This window comes from Parasediminibacterium paludis (assembly GCF_042651445.1).
In the GTDB taxonomy this organism is placed as follows: domain Bacteria; phylum Bacteroidota; class Bacteroidia; order Chitinophagales; family Chitinophagaceae; genus Parasediminibacterium; species Parasediminibacterium paludis.
This window is the reverse complement of the sequence record NZ_JBHSDC010000018.1, coordinates 20222-46522: the sequence shown is the minus strand read 5'-3', so window position 1 is coordinate 46522 and position 26301 is coordinate 20222. Positions and strand designations below refer to the sequence as shown.

The following is a 26301-nucleotide window of genomic DNA, read 5'->3' as shown; positions in this document are numbered from 1 at the left end:
TTTTAAATTATTCCTATGGATGGTTTAGATAAGGAATTTGTGCAGCCTGTATCTGGTTATTGGGGTATTCAGTTGGTGCCTGAAACAACAGTTTTTGAACCAATTTCTAAAACTTTAGATACACCGCAAATGTATCCTAGTATACCCCAAGTAACCGACCAGGTTTCATCAAATTCTAAAACAAACGATATAGTTACGGCTATAGGCACAGTAGCGAATGCGGTAATACAGGCTACCAAAAGCAATCAACAAGTTACAGCTAATACTTCCAGTTTAGCTACAAATACACCATCACCAACAGCCGACAATGGTAAAAAAACCGCCACAATCTTATGGATTGTGGGCGGTGTGGTAGTGGTAGCAACATTATTATTTTTTGCTTTAAAACCTCATAACTAATGGCAGCAAGTGTATTTAAAAGTGCAACTGCAGATGGTAACAAAAGCACATTACAATGGATATTAATTGCAATAGTAGCAACTGTAGTGATTTATGTGGTGTACAGCGTTTACAAAGCTGCTCAAACTGCGGGTAATGCTGCGGGTGAACTTGCAAGTGGTGCTATAACAGCCGCCGAAACTGGTGTAGATGTAAATAGACAAAAAGTATGTAAGCAAGTGGCAACAGATTGCCGTGCCGCCGTTACTTTTTGGCCGCTAACCAAAGCTTTGTTTTGGGTAAGTAGCCAAGATTTTTCAGACGCATTGAACCGTTTAGTTACACCTGCAGAGGCGGTACTTACCAGTGAATATTTTAGGCAGTTAGCAGGTACTAGTTTAAAATCAATCGCTACAGATACGTTCACATTTACACGTAGCCAATACATAAAATCAACCATCTTAAACGCACTTACATAGATGAAACCAAAAGTAATTTTAATCGTGTTGCTAGTGGCACTTGCAATAAGTGGGATTATTCTGTATTTTATTAAAAAGAATGCAGATGCTAAAAAAGCTGTATTACAACCAGGTGCCACTACAGGATCTAATACCGCAAATAATAGTGGTGCTGCAGTAACGCCAACTACACCTGTTAGCAATTCAGATTACCCAATTATTTATAACACATATAGTGAAGCTGCAAAACCTATTCAAGAGGCTTTGGGTGTTACACAAGATGGTTATCTCGGCCCAAAATCATTGAATGAACTAGGTAAATATTGGGTAGGCGTTACTACCAAGTTTGCCATATACAATGAGGCAGCTAGGGATGCATTGGTGAATAAAATTAAAGCAGCTAAACAACAAAACGCATACTTCGACTTGTCAAGCGCAGCGATGTAAAACTTATCAATTATGGCAAATATTTTAGACGCATTGGGCGTAACTAACAATGGGCAATTACCAACTGTAAATGTGCAAGTTGAAGTTGATAACAATAGCATTTTAAAGCTTGCAGGTGCAACTTTCTTAATCGGGTTAATCCTAATTGTTATCTCTAAGTACGCACATAAAAAGTAGCAATATGAAATTATCATTTTGGCAGTGGGTAGGTGTTGTAATTATTCTATCCATGATTCTAGGGTTTTTTCTAAGATACCGTGCTATAAAGTCACTAGCAGAAATAGAAAAAGCTAAAGCCGCAAATTCATCAAACACAACAATTAAGCAGTAGTATGAAAAGTTTTATCAATAAATTTCAAAGGGATTGGATTAGTGATTCGGCTGGAAATAGTGCCGTTCAAACCGCTGCCAATAGCGCACTACCAGGCAGTGGTGCTATTTTAGGTGTCTTAGGCAGTTTATTTGCGAGCAAACCAAATCCTAACGACTGGCAAGGATGGGATGCTCAAGATAGCCAAAACAATCGCCCACCTGGTACAAGTGTTGCATGGTGGGTTATTCACGATGGAGACAACGTACAAAATGAAGCATTGAACGCCATCAGTTATATGCGTACCAAAATGCAAGGTGTGCAAAAGGTGTACGATGCAGCTTCACAGCAATATGGCTTAAATGCAGCACAGTTTACTGCCAAATTGGTAGATAAATTTAGACGTGCAGGCTATCCAAATGAAGCGGCGCAATTTGCTGCTTACTATGGTAATATCACAACAACCGCTACCACACCACCGCCGTTAAACCAACCAGGTGCAGCGACACCAATAGCGCAAAGCACTGTTTATACACAAATGCCTAGCCCAACTGGCTCGCAAATATTACAAACTGGTACAGCTAGCACCGATACCGTATTAGGGTCTACCACGTTAACAAGTCAAAAAAATAAAACATGGCTTATTATAGGTATTGTGGGTGGTGTCATTGTATTGGCAGGTGTTATTTGGGCTGTCGCAAAATTCACTGGTAAGGCTAAATAAAATCTAATTTTTATGACTGGTGTAGAAAAAATAAAAGCCTTTGTAGATAAGTATGGTGAAGACTTGCTGACTGCTATAAAAGGTTCTCAGCTTTATTTTCCTGTCGTAGTTGCACAAATGTGCTTAGAAAGCGGCTATGGTGAAACACCCGTAGCCAGAAAGTATAACAATTTTAGCGGTATTAGAAATCTTAGTGGCAGAGTACCTTTTGCAATTGGTGCAAGTGCTGACAGTAATAAATATGCCATCTATCCAAGTCCACAAGCCTATTTTAAAGGACATGTAGCAGTTGTTACAGCCGATAGGTACAAAGAAAAAGGGCTATTCACTGCAACAACACCCGAAGCCCAACTAATGGCTATTGCAAACGGCGGCTACTGTGAAGCCCCTAAAGACCCACAAGACTATTTTAATGCCATTAATCCGATTATGCAAAAGGTGAAAAAAATGTACCCTACAACAGGCAAAATTGTATAACCCATGAAAAAAGCACTCATAATAATAGCTATTGTGTTAATACCGATTGCTATTTACATAGGCATTATACTGTACGTGTCTTACCAACTTAATAATGTGCCGAAGCCATTAAACCAAGCAATTAAGGATATTAAAAGCCCATCGTTTACTATTGATTTGTTTAATGATAACACCATTTTACCTACCATTAAAACAAAGGCGCAAGCAGACGAAGAAGCAACGGTAATAAGCCCTAGCGATGTATACAATAGCGGCTATACAGACCCTTTTGATTTCAATATGGAATAATGACAGTAAAAACCAAAACATACCTCATTTACATGGCTATTATAGTAACAATTGTTGCTATTGTAGTGATGTTTAGAAGGCAACTTTTTCCAAAAACTTTTAATGATGAAGTAGATATGCTGACTGATAATTTTAAAGCAAAAATATTCAACTTGATTAGTGGTTTTGAAGGGTACGCATCGCATGCTTACCATGACAAAATTGACCCACCTGGTGTTTATACAATTGGTTTTGGCAGTATCTACAATTGGGATGAAAATAGAGCAGTACAACAAAGAGATGTTATCAATAAAGACACTGCTGTAAGGTGGTTTTTTATTGAGGCAAACCAAAAAGTAAGTGCTGTACAAAGTCTAGTGAAAGTACCAATTAACGACAATCAATTACTAGCACTATCATCTTTTGCCTATAATCTTGGTACTGGTGCATTACAGGGGAGTACCTTATTGAGATTACTAAACCAAGGCATATCAAAGCAAATTGTAGCGAACGAATTTGATAAATGGGCTTATAGTAATGGCAAGAAAATACCAGGATTAGTAAAGCGCCGTTCACAAGAAAAAGCATTGTTCCTTTCTTAAAAAATTTATTAGTATGGATGTAGAAACACCGCCTAGTATTGGTTATAACAGCATTCAGCTTGATTATTTTAATGCCATCCTTCACGCATTACTACCAAGCTTAGACACAACAGCATTAGCACCTAGTCTTGGCGATAATAGCAGACAGATTGACTATTTACACGCTATATGGCAAGCCACAAAAGCAAACGGGGTATTAAACATTCCACCATACAACGATAACATCTCAGCAATAGCAGGCGGGTTAACAGTAGGGCAATTGTATTACAAACCCGATGGCAGCGTTTGGCTTGTTACAGAGGCAAGCAGTGGTTATGGTTATGGCTCTTATGGCGATGGTATTGGCAGCGGCTTTTTGTACCCTAGTTTAGAAAGTTTACAGTCTGAAATTGATACAATAGCTTCAAAATTAAGTTCATTAGGATTTTATTCAAATACATTACAAGCCCCCGCAGGTGGTGCCGTAACAACGGAAGAGTTTATATTACCACAATATACATTACTTTCTACAATTATTTTGTTTCCAAAAAATCAACCCTTAGATAGGATAACTGTAATCGCATTTGAAACGAACAGTAGTTATAACGAGGTAATTCTTGATGTATTTAATGTTTCAAATGGAAGAAATAACGAAAACCCATACACAGTAAATAAGGTGTATTATACTGATATGTCCATACGTGTTTATCGTGAAAACTTTAGTAACGGCGCTCCATCATTTTTATTCTTTAAAGCAATATTCCAATAAATGTTAGGCGTTCATTCACTTTCAACTACCACGTTAAATACAAATTGTTGCGGCTATAATTCTATTAAAGATTTAAAAAACTGCATACAATTGTCAGCTATTTTACTCAAAAAATCTACTGGCAGGATAGTCTTATATACTGATAATGAAGGTTCAAAATTGGTTCAAGACTTTGCTCATTTATATGAGGATATAGTAGTGGATTTAGATTGTTTAAATTGGGTACAACCTCACAATTGGGCATTTTCCAAGTTGTACGTTTTTACAAAAATCAAAGAGCCATTTGTACATATAGATAATGACGTTTTTTTATGGGATGGACTACCAAAACATTTTTTTAACCCTAAAAAAGTAGATGCATTTTTCCAAGGTGTTGAGCATTTTGATATGTACAAACATTACCTAGAAAGAATAAAAACAAATAGTGATGTTTTGCCCAAAAGTATCCTTATTGAAAATTTACCTTATGCTTACAATTGTGGAGTAGTTGGATTTAATGATTTAAGCATTATTGATACATACTATAAAACTGCAAAGAATTATGTTTTAAAAAATCAACAATATAACTGGGATGGAATTGATTATGATTTAAAAAATGGTCAACCGCTACTATTTGAACAATGGTTTATTGCATTTTTCTGTAAAGCCAAGAAGGTAGATTTTTTACTAAATGAAGATACTTCGCCAAAGTACCAACACCGATACACACATCTTTTAAGCACCAGTAAGAAAAACGTTCAACACATGCAGCAAGTAGAACGCAAACTAAAAATGTTGAAGCTGCAAACAATCATGTAACTATAAAAATAATCATACAATGAAAAAAACTTTTGTCATTTTACTATTTGCCATTTTTTCAATAATGGCAGCACACGCACAAAGCATACTAGTAAACAGCATTACTATTAATGGCTACAAGGTAAATGGTGTCAGTAATGATACCACACTTTCAAACCAAAGCACTTCTAAAGTAATGACGGAATCGGCGGTAAAGCAGTTGTTAAACAGTAGATTTTCGGGGAATAGTACGAACTATTTTCAAAGAAGTAGTAATAAAGTAACACCTATTCAAAGGGGCGATAGTTTAAAACTAACAGCGCCAACAGGCAATTATGCAACTATTGTTTCAACCTATGGAAACGGCTCATTTGCAGTAACTGATAGTGCCAGTGGAGTGCCAATTTTAACGGCTAACACTTCACAACTATATGTTCCATACGACTTAAATATAGGAGGTTCTTTTACAGGCAAAGGTTTAGGACTAAATTACAGATACGTAACATCTACTACTAATTTAGGCTATAACGATTATGAAGTAGACTGCAATGGCACATTTATAGTCAACTTATATTTCCCAACTTTTAAAAATATCTATGTAATTACCAATAGTGGTAGCGGTACAATAACAATCAATTCGCTTTCATCTCAAATAATTGGTAATAGTGGAAGTAACACTTCATTTACATTAACACCAGGTCATTCCGTAACGCTTCATGCTACAGGTACCTCTTGGAGAATAAACTCATATTATTAGAACAAAAAAGCCACTCAAATTGAGTGGCTTTTTTGTTCTGTTGATCTCACACCGCTTTTTAGTTCGTTACTGGCCAACACCTAAATTTTATGCGATACTTTAAATACTAGGAAAGTCAGCAATCAGTTGTTCGCAATCATCTACACGCAAATCTTTAAGGTATTCGTTGAACATTTTAAGGTCGCTATGCCCTTTCTGTAGCTGTAATTGCTTTATCGGTATGTTGCTCATAGCAGCATTTTTTACTCCAGTATGTACCCAACTGTAAAAGCTGTATCGGCTACCAAAATTTAAAGCCGTCATTATTTTTTTATGGCGTTTACTAATATGGTCTCGACTGAGCATTGTAGCACCAGGCTTTCCACCCTCACTAAAAATGTAATAATTGGCAGGATAGCTTGCATATTTTAAAATATGGCTTCGCATAGGTACTGGAATGGCTTTATAAATAACGTCAGCATCTTTAGCTACACTGCCATTCAAGTAAACTTTCCACTCTTCAAACATAATATCTTCAATTTTAAGCTGCCTTAGTTCATTAGGTCTTAGGTACAGGTAATACAAAAATTCTACAGCATCCCATAGTTGGCTATCGTGTTCAAGCATGTAGCTTTTTAGTCTGGTCACTTGATTAGCTGTAAATGGCAACTTGCTTTGTGCTTTTACCTTCTTTTGGAGCGGTTCTTCTTCAAATGGGTTTGTAGTTTGCAGTCCCTTCTTAATCAATTGATTTACCAGGCCCTTTAATACCATCGTTTTACCTCTAATGGTGTTCTTGTGCAATCCTATTTCGTGTAAATACCTAATATAATCACCTTGTGCCACCTCTTTTTTTAGCGATGCTTCAGATATATACCATCTTGCAAAACCTTTTAGCACACTGCTATAGCTTTGATAGCCTTTTTTACGCATGAAAGGGCGTTTGTATTCTAACAGGTCACTCATTTGCCCTGCAAGTCCAATTTTGCGCTCCTTCTCTATCCTATCAGGTGCAGTAATTTCTTGAATTAGTCGCTCAGCTTCAATTAATCGTTCCTCTAAAGTTTGTAAATGGTTGAGCCTTCCATACTTTTTAAGTTTTCGCCCTGCCTTATCGTAGTAAGTGACGAACCAGGTCTTTTGCATATCCCTATTGAGAGGGAATAAAGTTGGGGCAAAATTTTTTTTATTCATATCCATTCAACTTTTGTAGGAATGCAGTTGATAGAAATGAATTAGTCTACAATTTTTTAGTTATAGACCTGTTTAAAATAATAAAACCCTTACACTGTAAGGGTTCTGATTTTCAGCGGAGAGCGAGGGATTCGAACCCCCGGACCTGTTACAGTCAACAGTTTTCAAGACTGCCGCAATCGACCACTCTGCCAGCTCTCCGCGTGCAAAATAATAGTGCTGGCATTGAATGGCCAAATAAAACTCTAAAATATTATTTTTTTGTTACCAAAAAAACGCTGAAAGGCTTGCTATTCTTATGTTTTATTTTTTCATTTTTTTTAGCCAATATTAAAATTCTCATTTGATATTATCTTAAAAAATATTCATTTCAGTTAGAAAAATACTAATCTAACTTTAAAATAAAATCAATAAAAATAGCGAGACATGACGCCTCGCTTTTGATTAAATATGGTTACTCAAATTCTTAAATCGCTTGATGATTAAACGGCTGTAAAACCATTTCGCTCACAACACCACTTACAGGCTGCTGACATAAAAACCAAATAGCTTTGGCTGCTTCTTCGGCTACTACCATTTTATCACGTTGTACACGCAAGTCAATTGTGTCCCAAAAAGGACTATCAACACCACCTAAAAATAAATTGGTGATGCGTATATCGGTGCGTTTAATTTCTTCTCTAATGCTTTGCATCATACCTACTAAGCCATACTTACTAGCACTGTAAGCCGCAGCGCCAGCCATAGGCACTTTACCCAACACACCAGGAATGTTGATAATTAGCCCTTTTTTCACTTCTTTCATTTTAGGCAAAATGGCTTTTACCAAATAAAAAGAGCCTATTAAATTGGTATTTAAAGTTGCTAAAAAATCTGCTGTTGATAAAGTATCCATTGGTTTGATAATACCGATACCTGCTGAATTTACTACAATATCAATAGTGCCGCAAGCTGCTTGAACAGCCGCTACGGTTTCATTTACAGCTGCTTCATTAGCAATATCCATCACAAACAACCTATCGTAGCCAATGCTATTTTCTTGTGCCACAACTGCTAATTTTTCAGCACTTCTACCAGTAATGTACATATTTGCACCACTACCATTTAATAGCTTGGTAAGCTTGCCACCAATACCGCCTGATGCCCCAACCACCAAAACATTTTTACCCTTTAAGGTTTCCATATCTATATTTTATAAATTAAAATGATTACTTGATTACAACATTTACAGTACGAAATTGTTCTAATCGCACGACACATAAAAAAGCTACAAGCTTTTGTTTTTCAAATTATCGTTCATGGAAGTAAGTATTGTTTTTCCGCATCAATTATACCATCAGCATCCTGCTTTAGATAAAAAGAGGTCAGTTTATCTAATTGAAGAATGGTTGTATTTTAAGCAGTATCGCTTTCATAAACAGAAACTTGTATTGCACAGAGCGAGTATGCAGTTTTATAAGCAATACCTTATTCAGCAAGGGTTTGAAGTACATTATATTGAAACTATAGATACCAACTGCGATATTAGAAAATGTATTGAACACTTAGCAAAGGCTGGTATTTCAACCATACATTTTGTAGAGGTTATAGATAATTGGCTGCATAAGCGTTTGCAATCAGCAGCGCAGAAACATCAAATAGAATTGGTGCAATATGTATCGCCAAATTTTATCAATACGCTTGAAGGTACAAGCGATTTCTTCGACCAAAAGCGTACTTATTTTCAAACAGATTTTTACATACATCAGCGTAAGCAGCAGCAAATATTGTTAGAACCAAATGGTAAGCCCTTGGGTGGTAAATGGACTTTTGATGCAGATAACAGAAGTAAGTTTCCTAAAGGTGAAGTTGTACCTAGCTACGATTTGCCAGTTGATAACGCATTTGTGCAGGAAGCAAAAGTGTATGTTGCAACATATTTTCCCGACAACTACGGTACTTGCAATGCAACACTTAGCAGTTCAATAGCCTTTTACCCAACCACTTTTAGCGAAGCTGAAAAATGGCTGAATCAATTTTTACAAGAGCGCTTTAGCAAGTTTGGTATTTATGAAGATGCTATGGTTGCAGCCGCACCTGTTTTGTATCATAGCGTTTTAACCCCAATGCTTAATATTGGTTTGCTGCAACCCCAACAGATTATTGATGCAGCACTAGATTTTGCAACAAAAAATGATGTGCCACTTAATTCACTCGAAGGTTTTATACGGCAAATAATGGGCTGGCGAGAATTTATACGCATTGTGTACGAACGTGAAGGTAGCAAGCAACGTACACGTAACTATTGGGGCTTTACACGCAAAATTCCTGCAAGTTTTTATACTGGCACTACTGGTATTGTACCAATAGATAATGTGATAAAGAAAGTGCTACAATCTGGCTACAATCATCACATTGAACGCTTGATGGTACTTGGGAATTTTATGTTACTCTGCGAATTTGACCCGAATGAAGTACACCGATGGTTTATGGAAATGTATGTAGATGCTTACGATTGGGTAATGGTGCCAAATGTGTATGGTATGACACAATTTGCCGATGGCGGGCTAATGACAACTAAGCCCTACATCAGTGGTAGCAACTATTTGATGAAAATGAGTGACTACGAAAAAGGTAGTTGGCAAGAAATATGGGACGGACTTTTTTGGCGGTTTATGCATGTGCACCGCAGCTTTTTTTTACAAAACCCTAGGCTTGGTATGCTAGTAGGCACATTTGACAAAATGAGTACAGAAAAGCAACAACAACATTTACAAAAAGCAGCAACATTTTTAAACACATTACACTAGCAATGAGCAAATTAAAACCACACCAACATCCTGAACAGGGTAGCTCTTTTGAAGCCGAAAATATAGCAACTAGCACCATTAATTTTCCAACAGATTATGATGCGATTGTAGAGAGGATACATCAAATTAACCCAAATAAATATGCAAAATCGAGGAACTTTATAACTGGTGCAGTCACATATTTATCGCCATACATTTCACGTGGCGTTATTAGTTTACCGCAGGTGAAAGACATTATTGCCAATAAATTTAAATACTACGAAAGTGAAAAACTACTGCAAGAATTAGCTTGGCGAGAATATTTTCAAAGGCAATGGCAGTTTCATGGAGATAAATTATTTACCGATGTAAAACAAGCACAGCAAAATGTAGCGCACCATAAAGTACCCACTGCCATTTTAGAAGCCAAAACACGAATTGATGGGTTAGACACAGCCATTGAAACATTGTACGAAACTGGCTACATGCACAATCATTGCAGAATGTACACAGCCATGCTTACTTGCAATGTTGCGCAAGCACATTGGTTGCAGCCTGCAAAATGGTTGTACTATCACTTATTGGATGGCGATTTAGCAAGCAATCATTTTAGTTGGCAATGGGTAGCTGGCAGTTTCAGTAGTAAAAAATACTTTGCCAATCAAGAAAACATTAGCAAATACACCAACAGCAACCAGAAAAACGGTTACCTAGCCACTAGTTACGAAGAAATAGCTACAATGCCTATACCTACTGTATTAGAGCCTATTGCAGATTTAAATTTACAAACAAATTTACCAGAACCAACACCAATACAGTTGGATGCAGCATTACCATTGCTGATTTATAATACTTATAATTTAGATCCGAATTGGCATAAAGATGAAGCTACCAATAAAGTGCTTTTATTAGAACCATCACATTTTAAAGCATATCCTATAAGCAATAAAGTACTAGATTTTGTGTTGCAATTAGCGAAAGAAAATATTACTAACCTGCAAGTTTTTGTAGGCGAATTTGAAGCACTCAAATCGGAATATGAATCTTTACAAGAGGTTGTGGGCATTTATTACAAAGAACATCCAACCACGCAACATTATCAAGGGTTTAAAGAAAGTAGAGATTGGCTTTGTCCAACCATAACTGGCTATTTTCCGAGTTTTTTTGCATATTGGAAAAAAGCTGAAAAATTGTTGAAGTACTAAATCGGTCATAAATTTAACAGCATTGGTTTGCAAAAGCCGTTCATCTCACTTAATTTTATCTCATGAAACATCTAGTCACCATTCTTTTTATCGCCATTCCATTCCTAAGTATTTGCCAAAGCAACAATTACGATACATTGGCACCTTATTTAAGAACAAAAAAAATTCCAGAGTTCGCGATATTAGACTGTAATAGCAATAAATCTGATAGTGTTTGGATAAATAATAAATCGCTGCCAAAAGATAAGCCAATAGTATTTGTTTATTTTAGTCCAGAATGTAGCCACTGTGAATATGAAACGGAGGAAATTAAGAAGCACATGGACAGCTTACACAATGCAACATTTGTATTTGTTAGCTACCATCCTATGGAAAAAATTAAAGCCTTTTACGATAAATATGATTTAGGTAAATACACAAACATTGTAATGGGAAGAGATCCTAAATATTATATTCCGTCGTTTTTTAGAGTAGAATTTACACCTTTTGTTGCAGTTTATACGCCTCAAGGAAATTTTGTAAAAGCATATAAACAAGGGGCTAATATCACTGAATTAATTAGTTTGGTTCAATAGTATGAAATAAATATAAACTATAAAAAAGCGAGGCCCTTCTTGGTCTCGCTTTTTTATTACATCTTTTGAAGTCATAATATATTTTAAAATATTAAATTATGTATATTTATAAAAGAGGTATCACATAATAAATAAAAATTGTAATAATTATATTAAACCCATAAATCAAATAGATGAGATAAATGATAATGCTAAATGTAATGATACGCCATAAAAAAACCGTTGACCTAACGTCAACGGTTGTAAAGCGGTTAAAGATTGAAATCAACAACCTGTATGTTACCCCCTAATAAATGCTCTTTCAATTATTTTTGCAAAAAAAGTAAGAACACTTTAGTAACTAGTTTATATTGATAAGTTTCAATAAAATCTCTCTAAAATTGATTGTAACACTAATTTACCAACAACGTTTTACGCCGTAAGAATTCATTTTGTGAAGTACTAGGCATCACTTTGTAAAACAGCCTATTGACTTTGTAGAAAAAAGCCAAGGAATTAAATTTATAATTATTTTTATTACATGAGAATATGGTTTTGGCGCATAGGAATTTTACTAATAAGCTATCCGTCTGCTGCTCAATTCAATAACCTACAATCGATTAAAGGATTACCGTCTGACGAAGTTTATGATTTATTAGCCGATAGTAAAGGTTTTATTTGGGCGGCACATTCACTAGGCATTAGCAGATACGATGGTATGAACTTTAAAGATTTTAACCATCCACAAGCCACAGGAGCTGGTATTACAGATATTGTTGAAGACAAACAAGGACGAATTTGGTGCCACAATTTTAATGGGCAAGTATTTTATATTGAAAATGAGCAAATGCATCTTTTAGAAGCTTATAAGTATAAAGAAGAATATTACTATCCTAGAATGTTAATATCGAGTGATCAATTATTCATAACATCAGATAAAGGTTTATTTATACTTAACACTACAACGCTTATTGGTGAATATTTAAAAATTAATGGATTTTCAAAAAAACAAAATTCACTGACTCTGACCAGTAATAATGAAATTTTGTTCAACTCGGACACATTTTATCTTTTCTCAACTACAAGAGGTTTAAGAGCATTACCGTTCAAAAACGAGACAAAAGATCAAGATATAAGAATAAAAACGCTTAAGATTTTGCCTTTGCAATCAGATACATTATTCGCAACATACGAATATAATAAAATATGCAAGTTGTATTTAAAAAATGACACATTGTACATGTTTCAAATACAACAAGAAAAAAATAAATTAAATACGATTATAAAGTGTGATGACGAGATATGGATTAATACAAAAAAGGAAAGCCACACAACAAATGGCAGAAAGATAATTTACGAAAAAAATTTATCAGATATCATAAGAGATAAGAATAATAATCAGTGGTTTAGTAGTCTAGAAAATGGTCTTTCAGTCATTTACAACAATAATTTTTGGGCGAAAGATGATTCAAAAAAAATTCTAAAAAACGATTACATAGTTTCAAGTTCAAATACCAAAGAATATAAAATTTATGGTACCCAAAAGGGCGGTATATACGTTAAAAATAAAAAGAATAATACTTATAAAAATTACCAGCTACCTTCTATAGCAGGTAGTGTGGAAAAGATTTATACCTTAAATGAAAATGAGATCATTATTGCGCCATCAACAGGTTGTTATTTATTGAAACCCGAAGAAAATAAAATTGTTACCATCAATTCAGATTTCTTAACGATCAAGGGGATAATTATTAAAAATAAAAAATATTTATAGCACAGACTAACTGTATTATACGTTATGGCACAAAAGATTCATTTATCAATGAGAGTGGCTCATTAAAGGTGTTAAATATAAAACGTTCTTATTCACTATCTCTAAACAGTGCCACGAATCAAATATTTGTGGCGTTTAGTAACGGACTTCACGAACTAACTAAAGATTCTATTTTCACACCAGTTTTGTACAACAAAGAAGTAATTACAGCATCTTCACTTTTATATATTTACAATAAAACATATGCGACTACTTTTAATAATGGCCTTTTTATTATTGATAAAAATGGAATTAGAAGAAAATCAATGGAAGATGGCTTATTGTCTAATAAAATTTTAAAAATTAAACAAATTAATAATCAACTATTTATTCTTGAACAAAAAAATATTCAAATATTTGATATTCATTCAGAAAAAATTATTAAAACAATTGCTTTACCAACCGAAAAATCCAGTGTCATTTATGATCTGTGGCAAGAGGATAGTTTAATATATTTAAGTTCTAACAAAGGGCTTTATAAATTGAATATAAAAAATGTAAATGATGTAATAATTCCTGATAATTACATACTTACTATAACTAGCGATACTTCAGTTTTTTCACCCACACAACCAATACAACTACCATATTCGCAAAATAATATTCAATTTAAGGTGGTATCCCCATCATTTATCTATCCAGAATATACCTACTTTAAATATAGAATACTTGGTAATAATGACACAACTTGGCAGCAAACTACTTCCAATGAAAGTAATATTTCCTTTGCTGCTTTAAAGCCAGGTGATTATACTTTTGAGGCATACGCAGTAAATTTTCAGAATACAAGTGGCAAAACTTTACGCTATCAGTTTACAATTTTAAAACCTTGGTGGCAGCAGTGGTGGTTTATTACAGTCATTTTTTTAAGTATCATTTCAGGGCTTTACTATATTATTACACTAAGACTTAAAGCGATCGATAGAAAAAATAGTGCGGTTTTAGAAAAAATTGCGCTTACAAGCGAATTAAGAAAAAGCCAGCTTTCTACTATAGTTGCTCAAATGAATCCACATTTTATATTCAATACATTAAATACCATTCAAGGGCTAATTTATAAAAATGATAAAAATAGTTCTACTAGGTATATTGGAAAATTTAGTGAATTAGTACGAGATATATTAAAAAATAGCAACCAAGAAGTCATTTCTTTAGAAGAAGAGATTAGCCATTTAAGTACTTATTTAGAACTAGAAAAAATGCGTTTTGAAGATGATTTGCATATCACATTAACTGTTGACGAGTCGTTAGACAAAACCAATATCATGCTTCCACCAATATTAGTTCAACCATATATAGAAAATGCCATTTTTCATGGTCTTTTTCACAAAAAAGGAGAAAAAAATTTAGTCATAAAATTTATGAAATCTCAGAGAGATAATTATTTAGAAATTACCATAGACGACAATGGCATAGGAAGGGCAATGAGTCAGCAATTAAATTCCCAAAGAAGAAAGCATGAAAGCTTCGCCATTTCTGCTATAGAGAGGCGCATTCATTTACTTAACCAAAACCTTAATCGAAAAATAGAAATCGACATTATCGATAAAGTTGATAATTCACAAAATGCAGCAGGTACCAACGTAACAATTTCAATACCTATAAATAGCATCTAAAAATCAATATTTCATGAAAGTTATTATTATAGAAGACGAAAAAATTGCATCTGATTTATTACAACAGATGTTGCTAGAAATTGATGCTAGCATTGAGATTGTGGATAAATGTTACGATTTATCATCAGGGGTTAAAAGTATTAAAAAATATGAGCCAGAATTGATTTTTTTAGACGTAGAATTGCCCGTTTATAGTGGTTTACAACTATTAGATTTTTTTAATGAAGATGATATTAATTTTAAAATAATCTTTACGACGGCCTCCAATCAACATGCAATACAGGCTTTTGAAATGAGTGCTATTGATTATGTTTTAAAGCCAATCCAACCAGACAAGCTAAAACAAGCCATTAATAAATACAAGGAACAAGCTATTGTTAAATCTTATGAGAATTTGAGTGCGCTTACGCAAAATATCCAAACCCCCAACATTAAAAAGATTGTTATCCCAGTATCTACAGGTTTTGAAATACTTAATGTAAAAGATATTATTTATATAAAAGCAGAAGGAAGTTACACTAAAATCTACTTAAGTAATAATATCTCGTATACAATGAGTAAAAACTTGAAGTACTTTGAAAGTGTGTTTGAAACAAATAAATCTTTTGTGAGAATACACCGAAGCTACCTAGTAAATATCAACTTCATTACACGGATTATAAAAAACGATGGGTTTTATGCAGTATTCGATGAAGCCACACAATTACCCATCATTAATGATAAGATTGAAGAAGTAATAAAATTGATTGGCAGTTAAACGTTACTGATTAATCATTTCTCTAATAGTAGCAGTAATTATTTCAGCGTTTGGCTTGCTAAAATAATCACCATCACTGCCATATCCTGGTCTGTGTTCCATACCTGTGATGGTTCTTGCAGGTACGTCAAGCCATTGATAACCACCCTGTTCCTCCATTACTTTATTATACATAAATGCAGCGGCGCCACCTGGTACATCTTCATCTATAAACACAATTCGGTTGGTTTTTTTAAGCGACTTTAATATAATATGATGAATATCAAAAGGTAATAAGGTCTGAACATCAATAATTTCGCAACTAATCCCTTCATTTTCTAGACGCAAAGATGCTTCTTCAATAATTCTTAAAGTTGAGCCATAAGATACGATCGTAATATCATCACCTTCATTAATAATTTCTGGTACGCCTAATGGTATTGTAATGTCTAACAAATTAGATGGCATTTTTTCTTTTAAGCGATAGCCATTTAAACATTCAATTACGATAGCAGGATCATTGCTCTTCAACAAAGTATTGTACATACCAACCGCTTGTACCATATTCCGAGGTACACAGACATACATACCACGCAAAGCATTGATAATCATCCCCATAGGGCTTCCACTATGCCAGATGCCTTCTAAACGATGTCCTCGTGTACGAATTATAACTGGGCAACTTTGCTGACCAACGGTTCGAAAATGTAATGTTGCAACGTCGTCTGTTAAAGGCTGCAAACCATAAACAAGATAATCTAAATATTGAATCTCAGCAATTGGACGCAATCCCCTTAAAGCCATACCAATTGCTTGCCCCATGATGGTTAATTCTCTAATACCAGTATCAAAAATTCTATTTTCACCATGCTTAGCTTGTAAGCCCGCAAAACCTTGGTTTACATCACCAATCATCCCCACATCTTCCCCAAAAGCAAAAACGAATGGATTGTGAGAAAATAGCGTGTCAAAATATTTATTAAGAATTTCATAGCCATTTACAGAAGGTGCGTCAAAAGCAGTTAAAGGCTTCGTTTCACTTACACGCAACGCACTTTTTATGCCTTCATTATATAAGAATGTATTGTATAGTTTTTTATTAATCGTTAAAAGCTGGTCATAATAAGCTTTTAATGCTGGAATATTAGGGCTACTAGGGGCTGCATCCATTGCCAGCACCAAAGTTTTCATCACATCTTTACGTAAATGTTCAGGATTGTTTTGCAAGTTGGTAATTAATTCTTGCAAATAAGTATAAACCTGCATATCATTAATGGTCATACTTTTTACTAACTCAATTACTTGCGCTACTTGCGCTTTAATTGGCGCTAAATATTTTTCCCAAGCGTTTGTTTTACTTTCTCTTACCGAAGCTTTTGCTTCATGTGCAATCACATTTAATTCCTCTTCACTTGCAATTCCATTTTCAATCATCCACTCTTTCATCTTTTTAATACAATCCCATTCTCGCTCCCACTGCAAACGCTCCGGCGACTTGTAACGCTCATGGCTACCGCTTGTGCTATGGCCTTGTGGTTGAGTAACATCTTCTACGTGAAATACACACGGCACGTGTGTTTCACGCGTTTTGGTTAATCCTTCTTCAAATACTTCGCAAAGACCAGCATAATCCCAAGCTTTTACCTTGTAAATATTAATGCCATTAGTACCGTCTATTTTTTGAAACCCTTTTAACGCAGTTGAAATAGAGCCTTTTGTAGTTTGATGAGATTTTGGAACAGAAATGCCGTAACCATCATCCCACACAAAAATAGCCAATGGCACTTGTAGCACACCAGCAGCATTTACTGTTTCCCAAAAATGACCTTCACTTGTACTAGCATCGCCTATTGTACAAAAGCACACTTCGTTACCATTGTGACTTAAATTATCGTAACGGTGTAAATGTGGCGAGTTTCTAAAACATTTAGACGCAAATGCTAAGCCCAATGCTCGTGGCATTTGCGAGGCCGTTGGCGCCATATCGCTGGTAACATTTTTACGATTGGCTAAGTCGAGCCAATTGCCATTTTCATCTACATTTTTTGTTGAAAAATGCGATACCATTTGCCTGCCAGCGCTGAAGGGATCATTTTTAACATCTGGATCAGAGTATAATTGTGAGAAAAATTGTTCAACACTAGCAAGACCACTTGCAAACATGAAAGTTTGGTCGCGATAATAGCCAGCTCTAAAATCACCTGCTTTAAAAAACTTGGCCATTGCAACTTGTGCAAGCTCTTTACCATCCCCGAAAATGCCAAATTTAGCTTTACCAGTAAGTACTTCACGGCGGCCAAGCAAGCTAGCTTCGCGGCTAATTAAGGCAATACGATAATCGTTCAAAACCTCGTTTCTAAAACCATCGTACGATAGCATATCCTCTTTGTAAGCCATGTTTACAGTTTGTTCCATACCTCAAAAATAATTTAATCTTCACACAAAAAAACAATGAATTGAGACCAGTGCGGAAAGATAAATAAAATGCTTAAAGAAGCTAATTTTATCACTCTAAAAAATATCAACATTTGGCACTTGTATAAACAAAATTCATTGTTCATATACGAATATGAGATAAAAAATAACCTGCTTTTCTTGTAAAAAATTGTGTTTTTAAAATTTGGTATAATATTCGCTAAAATGTCGTCGTTATAAATATCTTTACCCTACAAAAAATAAACTTCAGTTATGAAAAAAACCTTTGTATTAGCTATTGCATTAATGGCAATTGGTTTTGCACAAGCGCAAACAACCTCTACAACAACATCAACAACCGTTACAGCACCGCCTACGGTACCTAAAGACATAACTAAAACTTTAGAATTTACAAATGATGCATTCGATTTTGGTAAAATACCTGCTGGTAAACCCACCAAATACGAACTAACCATTAAAAATATTAGTAAAGAAGCTGTAACATTAAAAAATGTTCAGGTAGGTTGTGGTTGCACAACGCCAGAATATGAAAAAGACAAATCTTTCGGTCCTGGTGAAACTATTAAAGTCACACTTGGTTTTAGTGGTAATGCAAATGGTCCTTTTAGCAAATATGCAACGCTTTATTTTAGCGGCGATATGCAAAAACAAGTAACTTTTAAGGGCGATGCGTACCAAGTACCTGCTACACCAGCTCCTGCTAATACTGGTACTCAAGTGATAAAACCATAAATCTTACATACATTATGAAACAATTATTATTTGCTTTTGCCCTATTTGTTGGCGCAAGTGTTAGTGCACAATCAAGTGTAAAATTTACCACTGCCACACACGCTTTTGGTAAAATTGTACAAAATAAACCCGTTAGTTACGAGTTTTCATTTACCAACACTGGTACTAAACCTTTGGTAATTGAAACTGCAACTGCAGGTTGCGGTTGTACTACCCCAGAATATACCAAACAACCGATTGCGGCTGGTAAAACAGAGAAGATCAAGGTCACATACAATGCTGCTAATCTTGGCGCATTTGTAAAAGATGTTACCGTAAAATTTGCCAACGTAGCCGAGCCAACAGTTCTTAAAATTGATGGTGAAGTGATTGCAGCAAAAAAATAATTTTATAAGCGTTATCAAAAAAGCCATCGAAATCGATGGCTTTTTTGCTTTCAAAGCATAATCATTGGTTAACCAATTCATCAATGATGCTATAAAACCGATGCTTAAAAGTTTTATAATAGTCGCCTGTGCCAGGGCCATAAAAGCCAGTATCTATACTGTGCACTCGTCCCGTTTTATCGACAATTATTGTGGATGGGAATACTTTAATTGGTGTTAATTGTGGTAGCGTTTTTTCGGTTCGCTTTTCATCACTTACAGTAACACCAGTAACCAATAATGGATATTGAACACCAAAGCGTTCTTTAAACTTTAATATGCTATTCTTACTGCGTTCAAAATTGTCTGTTAATTCATAAGCCAAACCAATTACTTCAATACCACGCTCTTTGTTTTTATTGTAAAAGTCTGACAAAAAAGCTGTTTCATCCATACAATTAGGACACCAAGAACCCATTAATTGAACAATCACCACCTTATTTTTAAATTGCTCATCTTCTATTGAAACCAATTTCCCATCTAAGTTTTTAAATGCGAAATGCAGCTTACTATCTGCTTCGTCATTTAAATACATGGCCGTGGTATTTGGCAAAGTTGCCGTATCATTTTTCATAGCAGTAAACATTTCTTTACCCAAAGCACCTGCATAAAATATACCATCAGAAATAGTTGTAGGATTTCGAATAATAGCGGAGAAACTAAATGCATGGCTGCCATCAAATGTAGATAACCGTAAAGTATCGCCATTAACCACACCACTTAGATATCTATAATCACCTGTTGGTGTTACAATTGAACCATTTACAAGGGCACCATTTTGCTGAAAAATGCCGATTGCAGGATTATTTTTTTCGCCAAATATCATAGCCCATTTGCCAGAAATATTGGCTTTAGGTTTAGATTGTATAGCAAATCTTGCAGATGTATTAGCTACGGCAGTAAAAGGCATTATTTGATTTTGTTTGGCGCCACTTTTTATCCAAACACCTTCAAGTTTAGCTTTACTTATCATTTTTGCTCTAAACTGCGATTCAAAAACAGGCATTTGAAAAATAATTGAATCCTCTTTTGTGATAGTAATTTTATCAACCTTGATACGTTCTGCGCCATTAATAACGTATAAAACAGGTTTATCATTTATTTGCTGCCATTGAAAATTAAAAACAATGGCGTTGCTATCTTTTCGTAACAATTTTGCCTGCCAAATACCTTGCTGCGGCATCATTTGACTAAATGTAACAATCTTAATCATTAAAGAAATAATAATAAAAATGGATTTTTCCTTCATATAAATATGTTAAACCACAAGAATAATAAAAGTCTACCAGTTTCGTACACTAAAAACGAAATTATTGAAAGTTGGTTGATAAATAATGAACAGCGTATACCCTTAAACATTAGATTTGTTGCTATTGACATTTGCTTCAAAAAAAATCAATGGTAACATCATTGCTAATTGATCTAGAGATGCGATATTGTATAATCGAATAAATTCATGACTGAACTTTTTATTATTTTAGGCTTGGTAATTATCAACGGCCTTTTTGTAATGGCAGAAATTGCCTTAATTTCCGCAAGAAAACCAAGATTAGAAGGACAAGCCAGCAGAGGGGATAAAAAAGCCAAAGCAGCATTACTCTTATCTAACAATCCAGATACATTTATTTCTACAGTTCAACTAGGCATTACATTAATAAGTATTTTATTAGGTATTTATGGCGAAGAGGGCATTACACACCACATCAAAAGCCTTCTAGAAAATGTAGCTTTCGTAAAGCCATATATAGACACTGTGTCTAAAATGCTAATGCTTATAACAATCACCTATATATCATTGGTTTTGGGTGAGTTAATACCAAAAAGAATTGGTATGAGCAATCCAGAAGCCATCGCAAAATTTGTAGCTTCCCCAATGAAAGTAATTTCTACCATTACCTTCCCATTTGTGTGGCTGCTAAGTATGTCAAGCAATTTTTTAGTAAAATTATTTGGTATTCAACGCAATGATAATGCGGTCACAGAAGAAGAAATTAAAGCCATTATCACAGAGGGAACAGAGCAAGGTACGATAGAAGAAGCCGAACAAGAAATTATAGAACGCGTATTTCATTTAAGCGATAGAAATATTACAAGCTTAATGACACATAGAAAGGATATTGTGTGGTTAGATGCTAGTAAAACGGTGGGTGACATTAAAAGGTCGTTACAAGAAGCGATGCACTCCATCTACCCAGTATGCGATGGTAATATTGATAAAATAAAAGGCTTTGTTTCTATTAAAGAATTATTTACTGCAGATGAGTCTGTGGCTATTGGCAGTATTATTAAACAACCAATGTATGTTCCTGAAAACAATACTGCCTACCAAGTTCTAGAAAAGTTTAAGGCTTCTAAAATTCACCATAGTTTTATTGTAAACGAATATGGAAGTATTGAAGGTTTGATTACCTTAAATGATATTTTAGAAGCCATTGTTGGTGATATGAGTCAGCCAGACGAAGAACCTTATGAGATGACAGAACGCGCCGATGGCAGCTTTTTAATTGATGCGCAAATTTCGTTTTACGATTTCCTCAAACATTTTGATAAAACTGAATGGTTAGATGATGGTGATCAAGAATTTGATACCCTTGCAGGTTTTATTTTAGACCAATTAAAAGAAATACCCAAAACGGGTGATACGCTTAGCTGGCGCGGCTTTGACTTTGAAATTGTGGATATGGATAGCCATCGCATAGATAAGATTTTGGTGAAAGCCAATAATGATGAAGATTAATAATAACTATCATTAAATCTTCCGCCCTTTCATAGCCAAACTTACAGCTTGATCCATAACACGTTCAGCGAACGGTTTGGTAATCTCATTCAGTGCTTCAATTTTAGATTGAATTAAGTTTTTATCGTCCATCGTTAAAGCCAACTGCAAAGCTTGCATAGCTTGCGCAGTATTGGTTATTTCATCTTTACTTATTAGAGTAGCGTTTTTAGTTAAGAACTTCTCAGTTACTTCCAATATTTGTTCGCCTTCAGTTCTAGCTTCTACGAGTGCACGAATTTTAATATCCGCCTTTGCATTGGTAATACTATCTAGTAACATTTTTTCAACCTCTTCATCGGCAATACCAAACTGAGACTTTACCTCAATACTTTGCTCTACCCCACTTCTCAATTCTTTTGCTTTTACAACCAAAATACCGTCCGCATTGATTAAAAAACTCACTTCTACTTTAGGCATACCTGCTGGCATGCCTGGAATACCTGTTAAGTTAAATTCAGCTAGCAATCGATTATCTTTTACTAAATCTCTCTCGCCTTGGAATACTGAAATACGCATGCCACTTTGACCATCTTTATGGGTGGTATATTGCCTTCCAACTTTTGTGGGAATTTTAGAATTTCTGGGTATTAAAACATCCATTAAGCCACCCATTGTTTCAATGCCAAGGCTAAGTGGCGTTATATCCAACAACAGAAAATCTTTGTTATTGCCTGCCAAAATATCAGCCTGAATGGCTGCACCTAGAGCCACAACTTCATCAGGGTTCACCGTATCATTTACGGGCTTACCAAAAAACGTTGCAACCGCATTTTTTACAACAGGTACTCTGGTACTACCACCTACCATTACAATAGTATCAATATCTTGGATGGTTAGTTCTGCATCTTTCAAAGCGCCTTTGCAACTATCTATTGTTTTATTTATTAATGGCTGAATTAAAGCTTCAAATTCAGATCTAGAAATATGTAATACATCTCCATTTAGTTCAGCAGTATAGCTATCATTACTACTTAAATGCTTTTTCGCTTCCTCTGCTTTTAAGCGAAGGGTTTGGGCCAATTGTTTGTTTTGTTGTAACGCTTCCTGTGCAATACCAAATTGCTGTAACCAATGCTGTACAAGTATTCTATCAAAATCATCACCACCTAAATAGGTATCGCCATTAGTACTTAAAACTTCAAAAATACCATTAGTAATTCTTAGTATAGACACGTCAAAAGTCCCACCGCCTAAGTCATACACTGCAATGGTTTTCTCTTCGTCTTTTGCTAATCCTAAACCATACGCTAAACTGGCTGCGGTTGGTTCATTTACAATTCTCAATACATCCAAACCTGCCAACTTACCCGCATCTCTTGTAGCTTGACGTTGTGCATCATTAAAATAAGCAGGTACCGTAATAACCGCTTTAGTTACCGGTGTCTTAAGAATATGTTCAGCCCTTTGTTTAAGTTCTTTTAAAATAAATGACGACAATTCTATTGGTGAATAAAATGTATTACCTACTTGCACTTTCACCAAGCTCTCAGTATTATCATCTATTATTTTATAGGTAAAAAAATCAGCATTATTTTTTACATCATTAAAACTTTTGCCCATTAAACGCTTAGCACTGAAAATGGTATTTTGAGGCTCTGTTTCTAAAAATAATTTGGCTTGTTCGCCAACAGTTGGATTTCCTAAAGCATCGAAGTGAATAATGCTTGGTACTAAACTACTCGTATTAAATTCCTTTAGTGCTACTGGTTGTTTAGTTTCGGGATGAATGATAGCCACCAAACTATTGGTTGTACCCAAATCGATACCAACAATCATTTCTTCTTGTTGTAAACTACCTGTTGCAATATTTATAGAAATCTTCGCCATAGTGTTTTGTAGATAAATTTTAGAGTACAAATCTCAATCTAAAGATTGCAAAAATAAGCTTATCAGTACTTGTTCAATTGCGAAAGAAGAAAGGAATTAAATTTTATAGAAGTCAACATAGATAAGCATTGGCAACAAAAAAACCCCGCATATGCGAGGCTTCGTGGGAGTTGACGGGGTCGAACCGCCGACCCTCTGCTTGTAAGGCAGATGCTCTAAACCAACTGAGCTAAACTCCCTTTTTTTCTTTCTTCCTTCCGATTTTGGATTGCAAATATAGAACCCTTTATGTTACTGCCAAATAAAATTCAAAAAAAAGCACTAAATATTTTTTATTGCAATTATTCTACAAAAAATTAGCACACTACTAACTACCTATTTTTAACTAGAACGCTTTATTTTTGTAATCATGATTGTGACTATAAATACAGCTACAAAAACTTGGGAAGAATTTGATACGGATGTATTGACGGCTACAACAAGCTCGTATCAGTTAATCGTGTGGAATGACGATGTAAATAGTTTTGAATGGGTTATTGAAACGCTGATGGAAGTCTGTGGTCATTCGGCTGAACAAGCAGAGCAGTGTGCCATGATTATTCACTTTAAAGGTAAGTATGCAGTAAAAGATGGCCATTATGATAGTTTAAAACCGATGAAAGAAGCTATTACCGAAAGAGGCATTAATGCAACTATTGAAATGGTTATAGAACATTAATACAATATTACTTTCCCTCACCTTTATTTACATTTCAATGTAATGCCACTTGCAGTTCTAGACCACAAATTTTGGTTTCCCAATGTTGAAGAGGCATTAGAAGACGGCCTACTTGCTATTGGAGGTGATTTACATCCTGAACGCATTTTACTCGCCTATAAAAAGGGCATTTTCCCTTGGTATGATGGTGACTTACCTTTATGGTGGTGTCCTAACCCTCGCTTTATATTAATTCCAGAGGAATTAAAAATAAGTAAGAGTATGAAAGCCTTGTTTAAAAAACAAGCTTTTGATATAACGATTAATACAAATTTTGAAGCAGTAATAAATGCCTGCAAAGCCACAGAACGCAAAGGCCAAGACGGGACTTGGATAAAAAATGAAGTAGTAGAAGCTTATACGCATTTACATAAACTAGGCATGGCACACAGTGTAGAAGCGTGGCAAAATAACCAATTAGTGGGTGGTTTGTATGGTATTAAACTTGGAAAAGTATTTTTTGGCGAAAGCATGTTTAGCAAGGTAAGCAACGCTAGTAAGTATGCTTTTATAAGTTTTGTAGACCAACTTAAAAGAGAAGGTATTGTGCTTATCGACTGCCAAGTATATACAGAACATTTAGAAAGCCTTGGCGCTAAAATGATACTACGTCAGCAATTTGTACATCTGCTAGAACAGTTGATTTAACTCTTGTAGCCATACATTTTTTCTACATCTTTTACAATGGCTTCCATCGCTTTATCCTTATCATTGGGGTCGTAATTTTGCTTAAGACTTGTTCCAAAAAAGAACATAACAGATTGATAAGCAATCGCCGTAAAACCACCTTTGTATTCATCCACAATTTCGTAACAATTACTGCCAGTTTCTCTAAAAATGAGCTTCATTAGAACCTTGCCTTGGTATACAGATAACTGCGATAATTTACTTGTAAATTCTCTACGCAGTTCTGCTTCGCGTTCTCTAATAATCGCTTTACGCTGCTTTCTGTCGGTTACATTTACAAGTTTTGCATTTATCTCATTCATTATTTTACCCGCCCTTTTTGCATAAGGATAAGTAATATAAACCGCATTTCTTAACCTCGTCCATTCTGCCCAATATTTTTTCCATTTTTCAGGCATTTTAGTGTTTACCTGAACCGTTGGCAACCAAGCAATTGGGATAGTATCCCCTTCAGGTGTAATTTCGGCATAAGATTTAATGGTGTCGTAAACGCTACGTTGCGCAAATGATTTGCTTATAACACTAGCAATCGTTAGTGTAAGTACCAGCAAGAATATTTGTTTGTGCATTTGTGCCATTATAGTTGCAATATAGACAAGTAATTGTATTTAATGCTGCATAATAAAAAAGGTAACCTTACCTAGTATAATTTTTACATTTTTTTTCAGAATTCCCGTACGATTTATCAGGATTTCCATGATTTATTCCTCGATAAGCAAATGCAGTTATTTTGTTTTGTTTCTATAAACCTGCTTACTTTTTTTCTTTAAGCACTTTTATATATTAGATATGTTTTTATGTTATAACAAATCGTTTAGATTTTGGTCAATAGTCCATTTGTTATATTG

29 protein-coding genes and 2 tRNA genes are annotated in these 26301 nt (G+C 34.9%); 23 read left to right on the top strand and 8 right to left on the bottom strand.

What is annotated here, in order from left to right:
• The first annotated feature begins 15 nt into the window (after positions 1-15).
• The 12 genes from ACFOW1_RS09520 to ACFOW1_RS09465 are packed head-to-tail and all read left to right on the top strand — an operon-like array spanning position 16 to position 5945.
• Positions 16-399: a hypothetical protein gene (locus ACFOW1_RS09520; protein ID WP_379013865.1), complete on the top strand. Its 384-nt coding sequence runs from the start codon at positions 16-18 to the stop codon at positions 397-399.
• Positions 399-857, top strand: coding sequence for a hypothetical protein (locus tag ACFOW1_RS09515; protein ID WP_379013864.1), 459 nt, complete (start codon positions 399-401; stop codon positions 855-857). Before ACFOW1_RS09520 ends, ACFOW1_RS09515 begins: the two co-directional genes overlap by 1 nt.
• On the top strand, positions 858-1283 hold the full coding sequence (locus ACFOW1_RS09510) for a hypothetical protein (protein ID WP_379013862.1): 426 nt from the start codon (positions 858-860) through the stop codon (positions 1281-1283). It abuts the gene before it with no gap.
• A 12-nt stretch (positions 1284-1295) separates the two neighbouring features.
• Complete coding sequence (locus tag ACFOW1_RS09505) at positions 1296-1460, top strand: hypothetical protein (protein ID WP_379013861.1); 165 nt, start codon at positions 1296-1298, stop codon at positions 1458-1460.
• 4 nt (positions 1461-1464) lie between these two features.
• On the top strand, positions 1465-1614 hold the full coding sequence (locus ACFOW1_RS09500) for a hypothetical protein (protein WP_379013860.1): 150 nt from the start codon (positions 1465-1467) through the stop codon (positions 1612-1614).
• 1 nt (position 1615) lies between these two features.
• Entirely contained in the window at positions 1616-2317 is a 702-nt protein-coding gene (locus ACFOW1_RS09495) for a hypothetical protein (RefSeq protein ID WP_379013859.1), read from the top strand.
• Positions 2318-2329: 12 nt separating this feature from the next.
• Positions 2330-2794 carry a glucosaminidase domain-containing protein gene (locus tag ACFOW1_RS09490; protein ID WP_379013858.1) on the top strand — a complete coding sequence of 155 codons (465 nt, stop codon included), beginning with the start codon at positions 2330-2332 and terminating at the stop codon, positions 2792-2794.
• A 3-nt stretch (positions 2795-2797) separates the two neighbouring features.
• Positions 2798-3082 carry a hypothetical protein gene (locus ACFOW1_RS09485; RefSeq protein ID WP_379013856.1) on the top strand — a complete coding sequence of 95 codons (285 nt, stop codon included), beginning with the start codon at positions 2798-2800 and terminating at the stop codon, positions 3080-3082.
• Positions 3082-3663 (top strand): lysozyme, encoded by a 582-nt coding sequence (locus ACFOW1_RS09480; RefSeq protein ID WP_379013854.1) that lies wholly within the window; start codon positions 3082-3084, stop codon positions 3661-3663. The genes ACFOW1_RS09485 and ACFOW1_RS09480 overlap by 1 nt, the downstream gene beginning before the upstream one ends.
• A gap of 13 nt (positions 3664-3676) precedes the next feature.
• On the top strand, positions 3677-4411 hold the full coding sequence (locus ACFOW1_RS09475; RefSeq protein ID WP_379013853.1) for a hypothetical protein: 735 nt from the start codon (positions 3677-3679) through the stop codon (positions 4409-4411).
• The gene (locus ACFOW1_RS09470) at positions 4412-5209 is read left to right on the top strand and encodes a DUF6734 family protein (RefSeq protein WP_379013852.1); all 798 of its coding nucleotides are present in this window, start codon (positions 4412-4414) and stop codon (positions 5207-5209) included.
• 19 nt (positions 5210-5228) lie between these two features.
• Positions 5229-5945, top strand: coding sequence for a hypothetical protein (locus ACFOW1_RS09465; protein WP_379013851.1), 717 nt, complete (start codon positions 5229-5231; stop codon positions 5943-5945).
• Between the two features lie 99 nt (positions 5946-6044).
• Here the strand turns inward: ACFOW1_RS09465 and ACFOW1_RS09460 are convergent, their stop codons facing one another.
• The 3 genes from ACFOW1_RS09460 to ACFOW1_RS09450 all read right to left on the bottom strand — a co-directional run bounded on the left by ACFOW1_RS09460 (position 6045) and on the right by ACFOW1_RS09450 (position 8301).
• Positions 6045-7118, bottom strand: a complete 1074-nt coding sequence (locus ACFOW1_RS09460) for a tyrosine-type recombinase/integrase (RefSeq protein WP_379013849.1) — start codon at positions 7116-7118, stop codon at positions 6045-6047.
• Positions 7119-7234: 116 nt separating this feature from the next.
• Positions 7235-7319, bottom strand: a tRNA-Ser gene (locus ACFOW1_RS09455).
• Positions 7320-7584: 265 nt separating this feature from the next.
• Positions 7585-8301 carry an SDR family oxidoreductase gene (locus tag ACFOW1_RS09450; RefSeq protein WP_379013847.1) on the bottom strand — a complete coding sequence of 239 codons (717 nt, stop codon included), beginning with the start codon at positions 8299-8301 and terminating at the stop codon, positions 7585-7587.
• A gap of 115 nt (positions 8302-8416) precedes the next feature.
• Between ACFOW1_RS09450 and ACFOW1_RS09445 the strand changes: the two genes are divergently transcribed.
• From ACFOW1_RS09445 to ACFOW1_RS09420, 6 genes are all read left to right on the top strand, one after another.
• Entirely contained in the window at positions 8417-9907 is a 1491-nt protein-coding gene (locus ACFOW1_RS09445) for a cryptochrome/photolyase family protein (protein WP_379013846.1), read from the top strand.
• A gap of 2 nt (positions 9908-9909) precedes the next feature.
• A complete protein-coding gene (locus ACFOW1_RS09440; protein WP_379013845.1) occupies positions 9910-11091 on the top strand; it encodes an FAD-binding domain-containing protein in 1182 nt (393 codons plus the stop codon).
• A 62-nt stretch (positions 11092-11153) separates the two neighbouring features.
• A complete protein-coding gene (locus ACFOW1_RS09435) occupies positions 11154-11666 on the top strand; it encodes a TlpA family protein disulfide reductase (RefSeq protein WP_379013843.1) in 513 nt (170 codons plus the stop codon).
• A 520-nt stretch (positions 11667-12186) separates the two neighbouring features.
• Positions 12187-13419 carry a hypothetical protein gene (locus tag ACFOW1_RS09430; protein ID WP_379013842.1) on the top strand — a complete coding sequence of 411 codons (1233 nt, stop codon included), beginning with the start codon at positions 12187-12189 and terminating at the stop codon, positions 13417-13419.
• 128 nt (positions 13420-13547) lie between these two features.
• Positions 13548-15074: a sensor histidine kinase gene (locus ACFOW1_RS09425; RefSeq protein ID WP_379013841.1), complete on the top strand. Its 1527-nt coding sequence runs from the start codon at positions 13548-13550 to the stop codon at positions 15072-15074.
• Between the two features lie 13 nt (positions 15075-15087).
• Complete coding sequence (locus ACFOW1_RS09420; RefSeq protein WP_379013839.1) at positions 15088-15831, top strand: LytR/AlgR family response regulator transcription factor; 744 nt, start codon at positions 15088-15090, stop codon at positions 15829-15831.
• A gap of 3 nt (positions 15832-15834) precedes the next feature.
• Here the strand turns inward: ACFOW1_RS09420 and ACFOW1_RS09415 are convergent, their stop codons facing one another.
• Positions 15835-18225 (bottom strand): alpha-ketoacid dehydrogenase subunit alpha/beta, encoded by a 2391-nt coding sequence (locus tag ACFOW1_RS09415; RefSeq protein WP_379013837.1) that lies wholly within the window; start codon positions 18223-18225, stop codon positions 15835-15837.
• Positions 18226-18498: 273 nt separating this feature from the next.
• Here ACFOW1_RS09415 and ACFOW1_RS09410 point away from each other — a divergent pair, with 273 nt between their 5' ends.
• On the top strand, positions 18499-18978 hold the full coding sequence (locus tag ACFOW1_RS09410; RefSeq protein WP_379013835.1) for a DUF1573 domain-containing protein: 480 nt from the start codon (positions 18499-18501) through the stop codon (positions 18976-18978).
• A 14-nt stretch (positions 18979-18992) separates the two neighbouring features.
• Complete coding sequence (locus tag ACFOW1_RS09405) at positions 18993-19364, top strand: DUF1573 domain-containing protein (protein ID WP_379013833.1); 372 nt, start codon at positions 18993-18995, stop codon at positions 19362-19364.
• A gap of 61 nt (positions 19365-19425) precedes the next feature.
• Here the strand turns inward: ACFOW1_RS09405 and ACFOW1_RS09400 are convergent, their stop codons facing one another.
• A complete protein-coding gene (locus ACFOW1_RS09400; protein ID WP_379013832.1) occupies positions 19426-20652 on the bottom strand; it encodes a peroxiredoxin family protein in 1227 nt (408 codons plus the stop codon).
• A 207-nt stretch (positions 20653-20859) separates the two neighbouring features.
• On the opposite strand from ACFOW1_RS09400, the gene ACFOW1_RS09395 reads away from it, so the two are divergent.
• Positions 20860-22140 carry a hemolysin family protein gene (locus ACFOW1_RS09395; protein WP_379013830.1) on the top strand — a complete coding sequence of 427 codons (1281 nt, stop codon included), beginning with the start codon at positions 20860-20862 and terminating at the stop codon, positions 22138-22140.
• Positions 22141-22152: 12 nt separating this feature from the next.
• On the opposite strand, the gene hscA is transcribed toward ACFOW1_RS09395, so the two are convergent.
• Positions 22153-24009 carry a Fe-S protein assembly chaperone HscA gene (gene hscA / locus ACFOW1_RS09390; protein WP_379013828.1) on the bottom strand — a complete coding sequence of 619 codons (1857 nt, stop codon included), beginning with the start codon at positions 24007-24009 and terminating at the stop codon, positions 22153-22155.
• Positions 24010-24173: 164 nt separating this feature from the next.
• Positions 24174-24248 (bottom strand) — tRNA-Val (locus ACFOW1_RS09385).
• Between the two features lie 170 nt (positions 24249-24418).
• On the opposite strand from ACFOW1_RS09385, the gene ACFOW1_RS09380 reads away from it, so the two are divergent.
• A complete protein-coding gene (locus tag ACFOW1_RS09380; RefSeq protein WP_379013827.1) occupies positions 24419-24727 on the top strand; it encodes an ATP-dependent Clp protease adaptor ClpS in 309 nt (102 codons plus the stop codon).
• 42 nt (positions 24728-24769) lie between these two features.
• The gene (aat, locus tag ACFOW1_RS09375; RefSeq protein ID WP_379013826.1) at positions 24770-25414 is read left to right on the top strand and encodes a leucyl/phenylalanyl-tRNA--protein transferase; all 645 of its coding nucleotides are present in this window, start codon (positions 24770-24772) and stop codon (positions 25412-25414) included.
• Here aat and ACFOW1_RS09370 read toward each other — a convergent pair.
• The gene (locus ACFOW1_RS09370) at positions 25411-26022 is read right to left on the bottom strand and encodes a DUF4294 domain-containing protein (RefSeq protein WP_379013824.1); all 612 of its coding nucleotides are present in this window, start codon (positions 26020-26022) and stop codon (positions 25411-25413) included. The two genes, aat and ACFOW1_RS09370, sit on opposite strands and share 4 nt — an antisense overlap.
• Positions 26023-26301: the final 279 nt, after the last annotated feature.

What these genes read in the sequence shown, in the direction of transcription:
- ACFOW1_RS09440 (WP_379013845.1), top strand. Translation starts at nt 9,910, where the DNA reads ATGAGCAAATTAAAACCACACCAACATCCTGAACAGGGTAGCTCTTTT.
- ACFOW1_RS09495 (WP_379013859.1), top strand. Translation starts at nt 1,616, where the DNA reads ATGAAAAGTTTTATCAATAAATTTCAAAGGGATTGGATTAGTGATTCG.
- hscA (WP_379013828.1), bottom strand. Translation starts at nt 24,009, where the DNA reads ATGGCGAAGATTTCTATAAATATTGCAACAGGTAGTTTACAACAAGAA.
- ACFOW1_RS09460 (WP_379013849.1), bottom strand. Translation starts at nt 7,118, where the DNA reads ATGAATAAAAAAAATTTTGCCCCAACTTTATTCCCTCTCAATAGGGAT.
- aat (WP_379013826.1), top strand. Translation starts at nt 24,770, where the DNA reads ATGCCACTTGCAGTTCTAGACCACAAATTTTGGTTTCCCAATGTTGAA.
- ACFOW1_RS09505 (WP_379013861.1), top strand. Translation starts at nt 1,296, where the DNA reads ATGGCAAATATTTTAGACGCATTGGGCGTAACTAACAATGGGCAATTA.
- ACFOW1_RS09415 (WP_379013837.1), bottom strand. Translation starts at nt 18,225, where the DNA reads ATGGAACAAACTGTAAACATGGCTTACAAAGAGGATATGCTATCGTAC.
- ACFOW1_RS09510 (WP_379013862.1), top strand. Translation starts at nt 858, where the DNA reads ATGAAACCAAAAGTAATTTTAATCGTGTTGCTAGTGGCACTTGCAATA.
- ACFOW1_RS09485 (WP_379013856.1), top strand. Translation starts at nt 2,798, where the DNA reads ATGAAAAAAGCACTCATAATAATAGCTATTGTGTTAATACCGATTGCT.
- ACFOW1_RS09395 (WP_379013830.1), top strand. Translation starts at nt 20,860, where the DNA reads ATGACTGAACTTTTTATTATTTTAGGCTTGGTAATTATCAACGGCCTT.
- ACFOW1_RS09520 (WP_379013865.1), top strand. Translation starts at nt 16, where the DNA reads ATGGATGGTTTAGATAAGGAATTTGTGCAGCCTGTATCTGGTTATTGG.
- ACFOW1_RS09380 (WP_379013827.1), top strand. Translation starts at nt 24,419, where the DNA reads ATGATTGTGACTATAAATACAGCTACAAAAACTTGGGAAGAATTTGAT.
- ACFOW1_RS09370 (WP_379013824.1), bottom strand. Translation starts at nt 26,022, where the DNA reads ATGCACAAACAAATATTCTTGCTGGTACTTACACTAACGATTGCTAGT.
- ACFOW1_RS09475 (WP_379013853.1), top strand. Translation starts at nt 3,677, where the DNA reads ATGGATGTAGAAACACCGCCTAGTATTGGTTATAACAGCATTCAGCTT.
- ACFOW1_RS09480 (WP_379013854.1), top strand. Translation starts at nt 3,082, where the DNA reads ATGACAGTAAAAACCAAAACATACCTCATTTACATGGCTATTATAGTA.
- ACFOW1_RS09410 (WP_379013835.1), top strand. Translation starts at nt 18,499, where the DNA reads ATGAAAAAAACCTTTGTATTAGCTATTGCATTAATGGCAATTGGTTTT.
- ACFOW1_RS09515 (WP_379013864.1), top strand. Translation starts at nt 399, where the DNA reads ATGGCAGCAAGTGTATTTAAAAGTGCAACTGCAGATGGTAACAAAAGC.
- ACFOW1_RS09500 (WP_379013860.1), top strand. Translation starts at nt 1,465, where the DNA reads ATGAAATTATCATTTTGGCAGTGGGTAGGTGTTGTAATTATTCTATCC.
- ACFOW1_RS09405 (WP_379013833.1), top strand. Translation starts at nt 18,993, where the DNA reads ATGAAACAATTATTATTTGCTTTTGCCCTATTTGTTGGCGCAAGTGTT.
- ACFOW1_RS09445 (WP_379013846.1), top strand. Translation starts at nt 8,417, where the DNA reads ATGGAAGTAAGTATTGTTTTTCCGCATCAATTATACCATCAGCATCCT.
- ACFOW1_RS09400 (WP_379013832.1), bottom strand. Translation starts at nt 20,652, where the DNA reads ATGAAGGAAAAATCCATTTTTATTATTATTTCTTTAATGATTAAGATT.
- ACFOW1_RS09430 (WP_379013842.1), top strand. Translation starts at nt 12,187, where the DNA reads ATGAGAATATGGTTTTGGCGCATAGGAATTTTACTAATAAGCTATCCG.
- ACFOW1_RS09435 (WP_379013843.1), top strand. Translation starts at nt 11,154, where the DNA reads ATGAAACATCTAGTCACCATTCTTTTTATCGCCATTCCATTCCTAAGT.
- ACFOW1_RS09470 (WP_379013852.1), top strand. Translation starts at nt 4,412, where the DNA reads ATGTTAGGCGTTCATTCACTTTCAACTACCACGTTAAATACAAATTGT.
- ACFOW1_RS09490 (WP_379013858.1), top strand. Translation starts at nt 2,330, where the DNA reads ATGACTGGTGTAGAAAAAATAAAAGCCTTTGTAGATAAGTATGGTGAA.
- ACFOW1_RS09465 (WP_379013851.1), top strand. Translation starts at nt 5,229, where the DNA reads ATGAAAAAAACTTTTGTCATTTTACTATTTGCCATTTTTTCAATAATG.
- ACFOW1_RS09420 (WP_379013839.1), top strand. Translation starts at nt 15,088, where the DNA reads ATGAAAGTTATTATTATAGAAGACGAAAAAATTGCATCTGATTTATTA.
- ACFOW1_RS09450 (WP_379013847.1), bottom strand. Translation starts at nt 8,301, where the DNA reads ATGGAAACCTTAAAGGGTAAAAATGTTTTGGTGGTTGGGGCATCAGGC.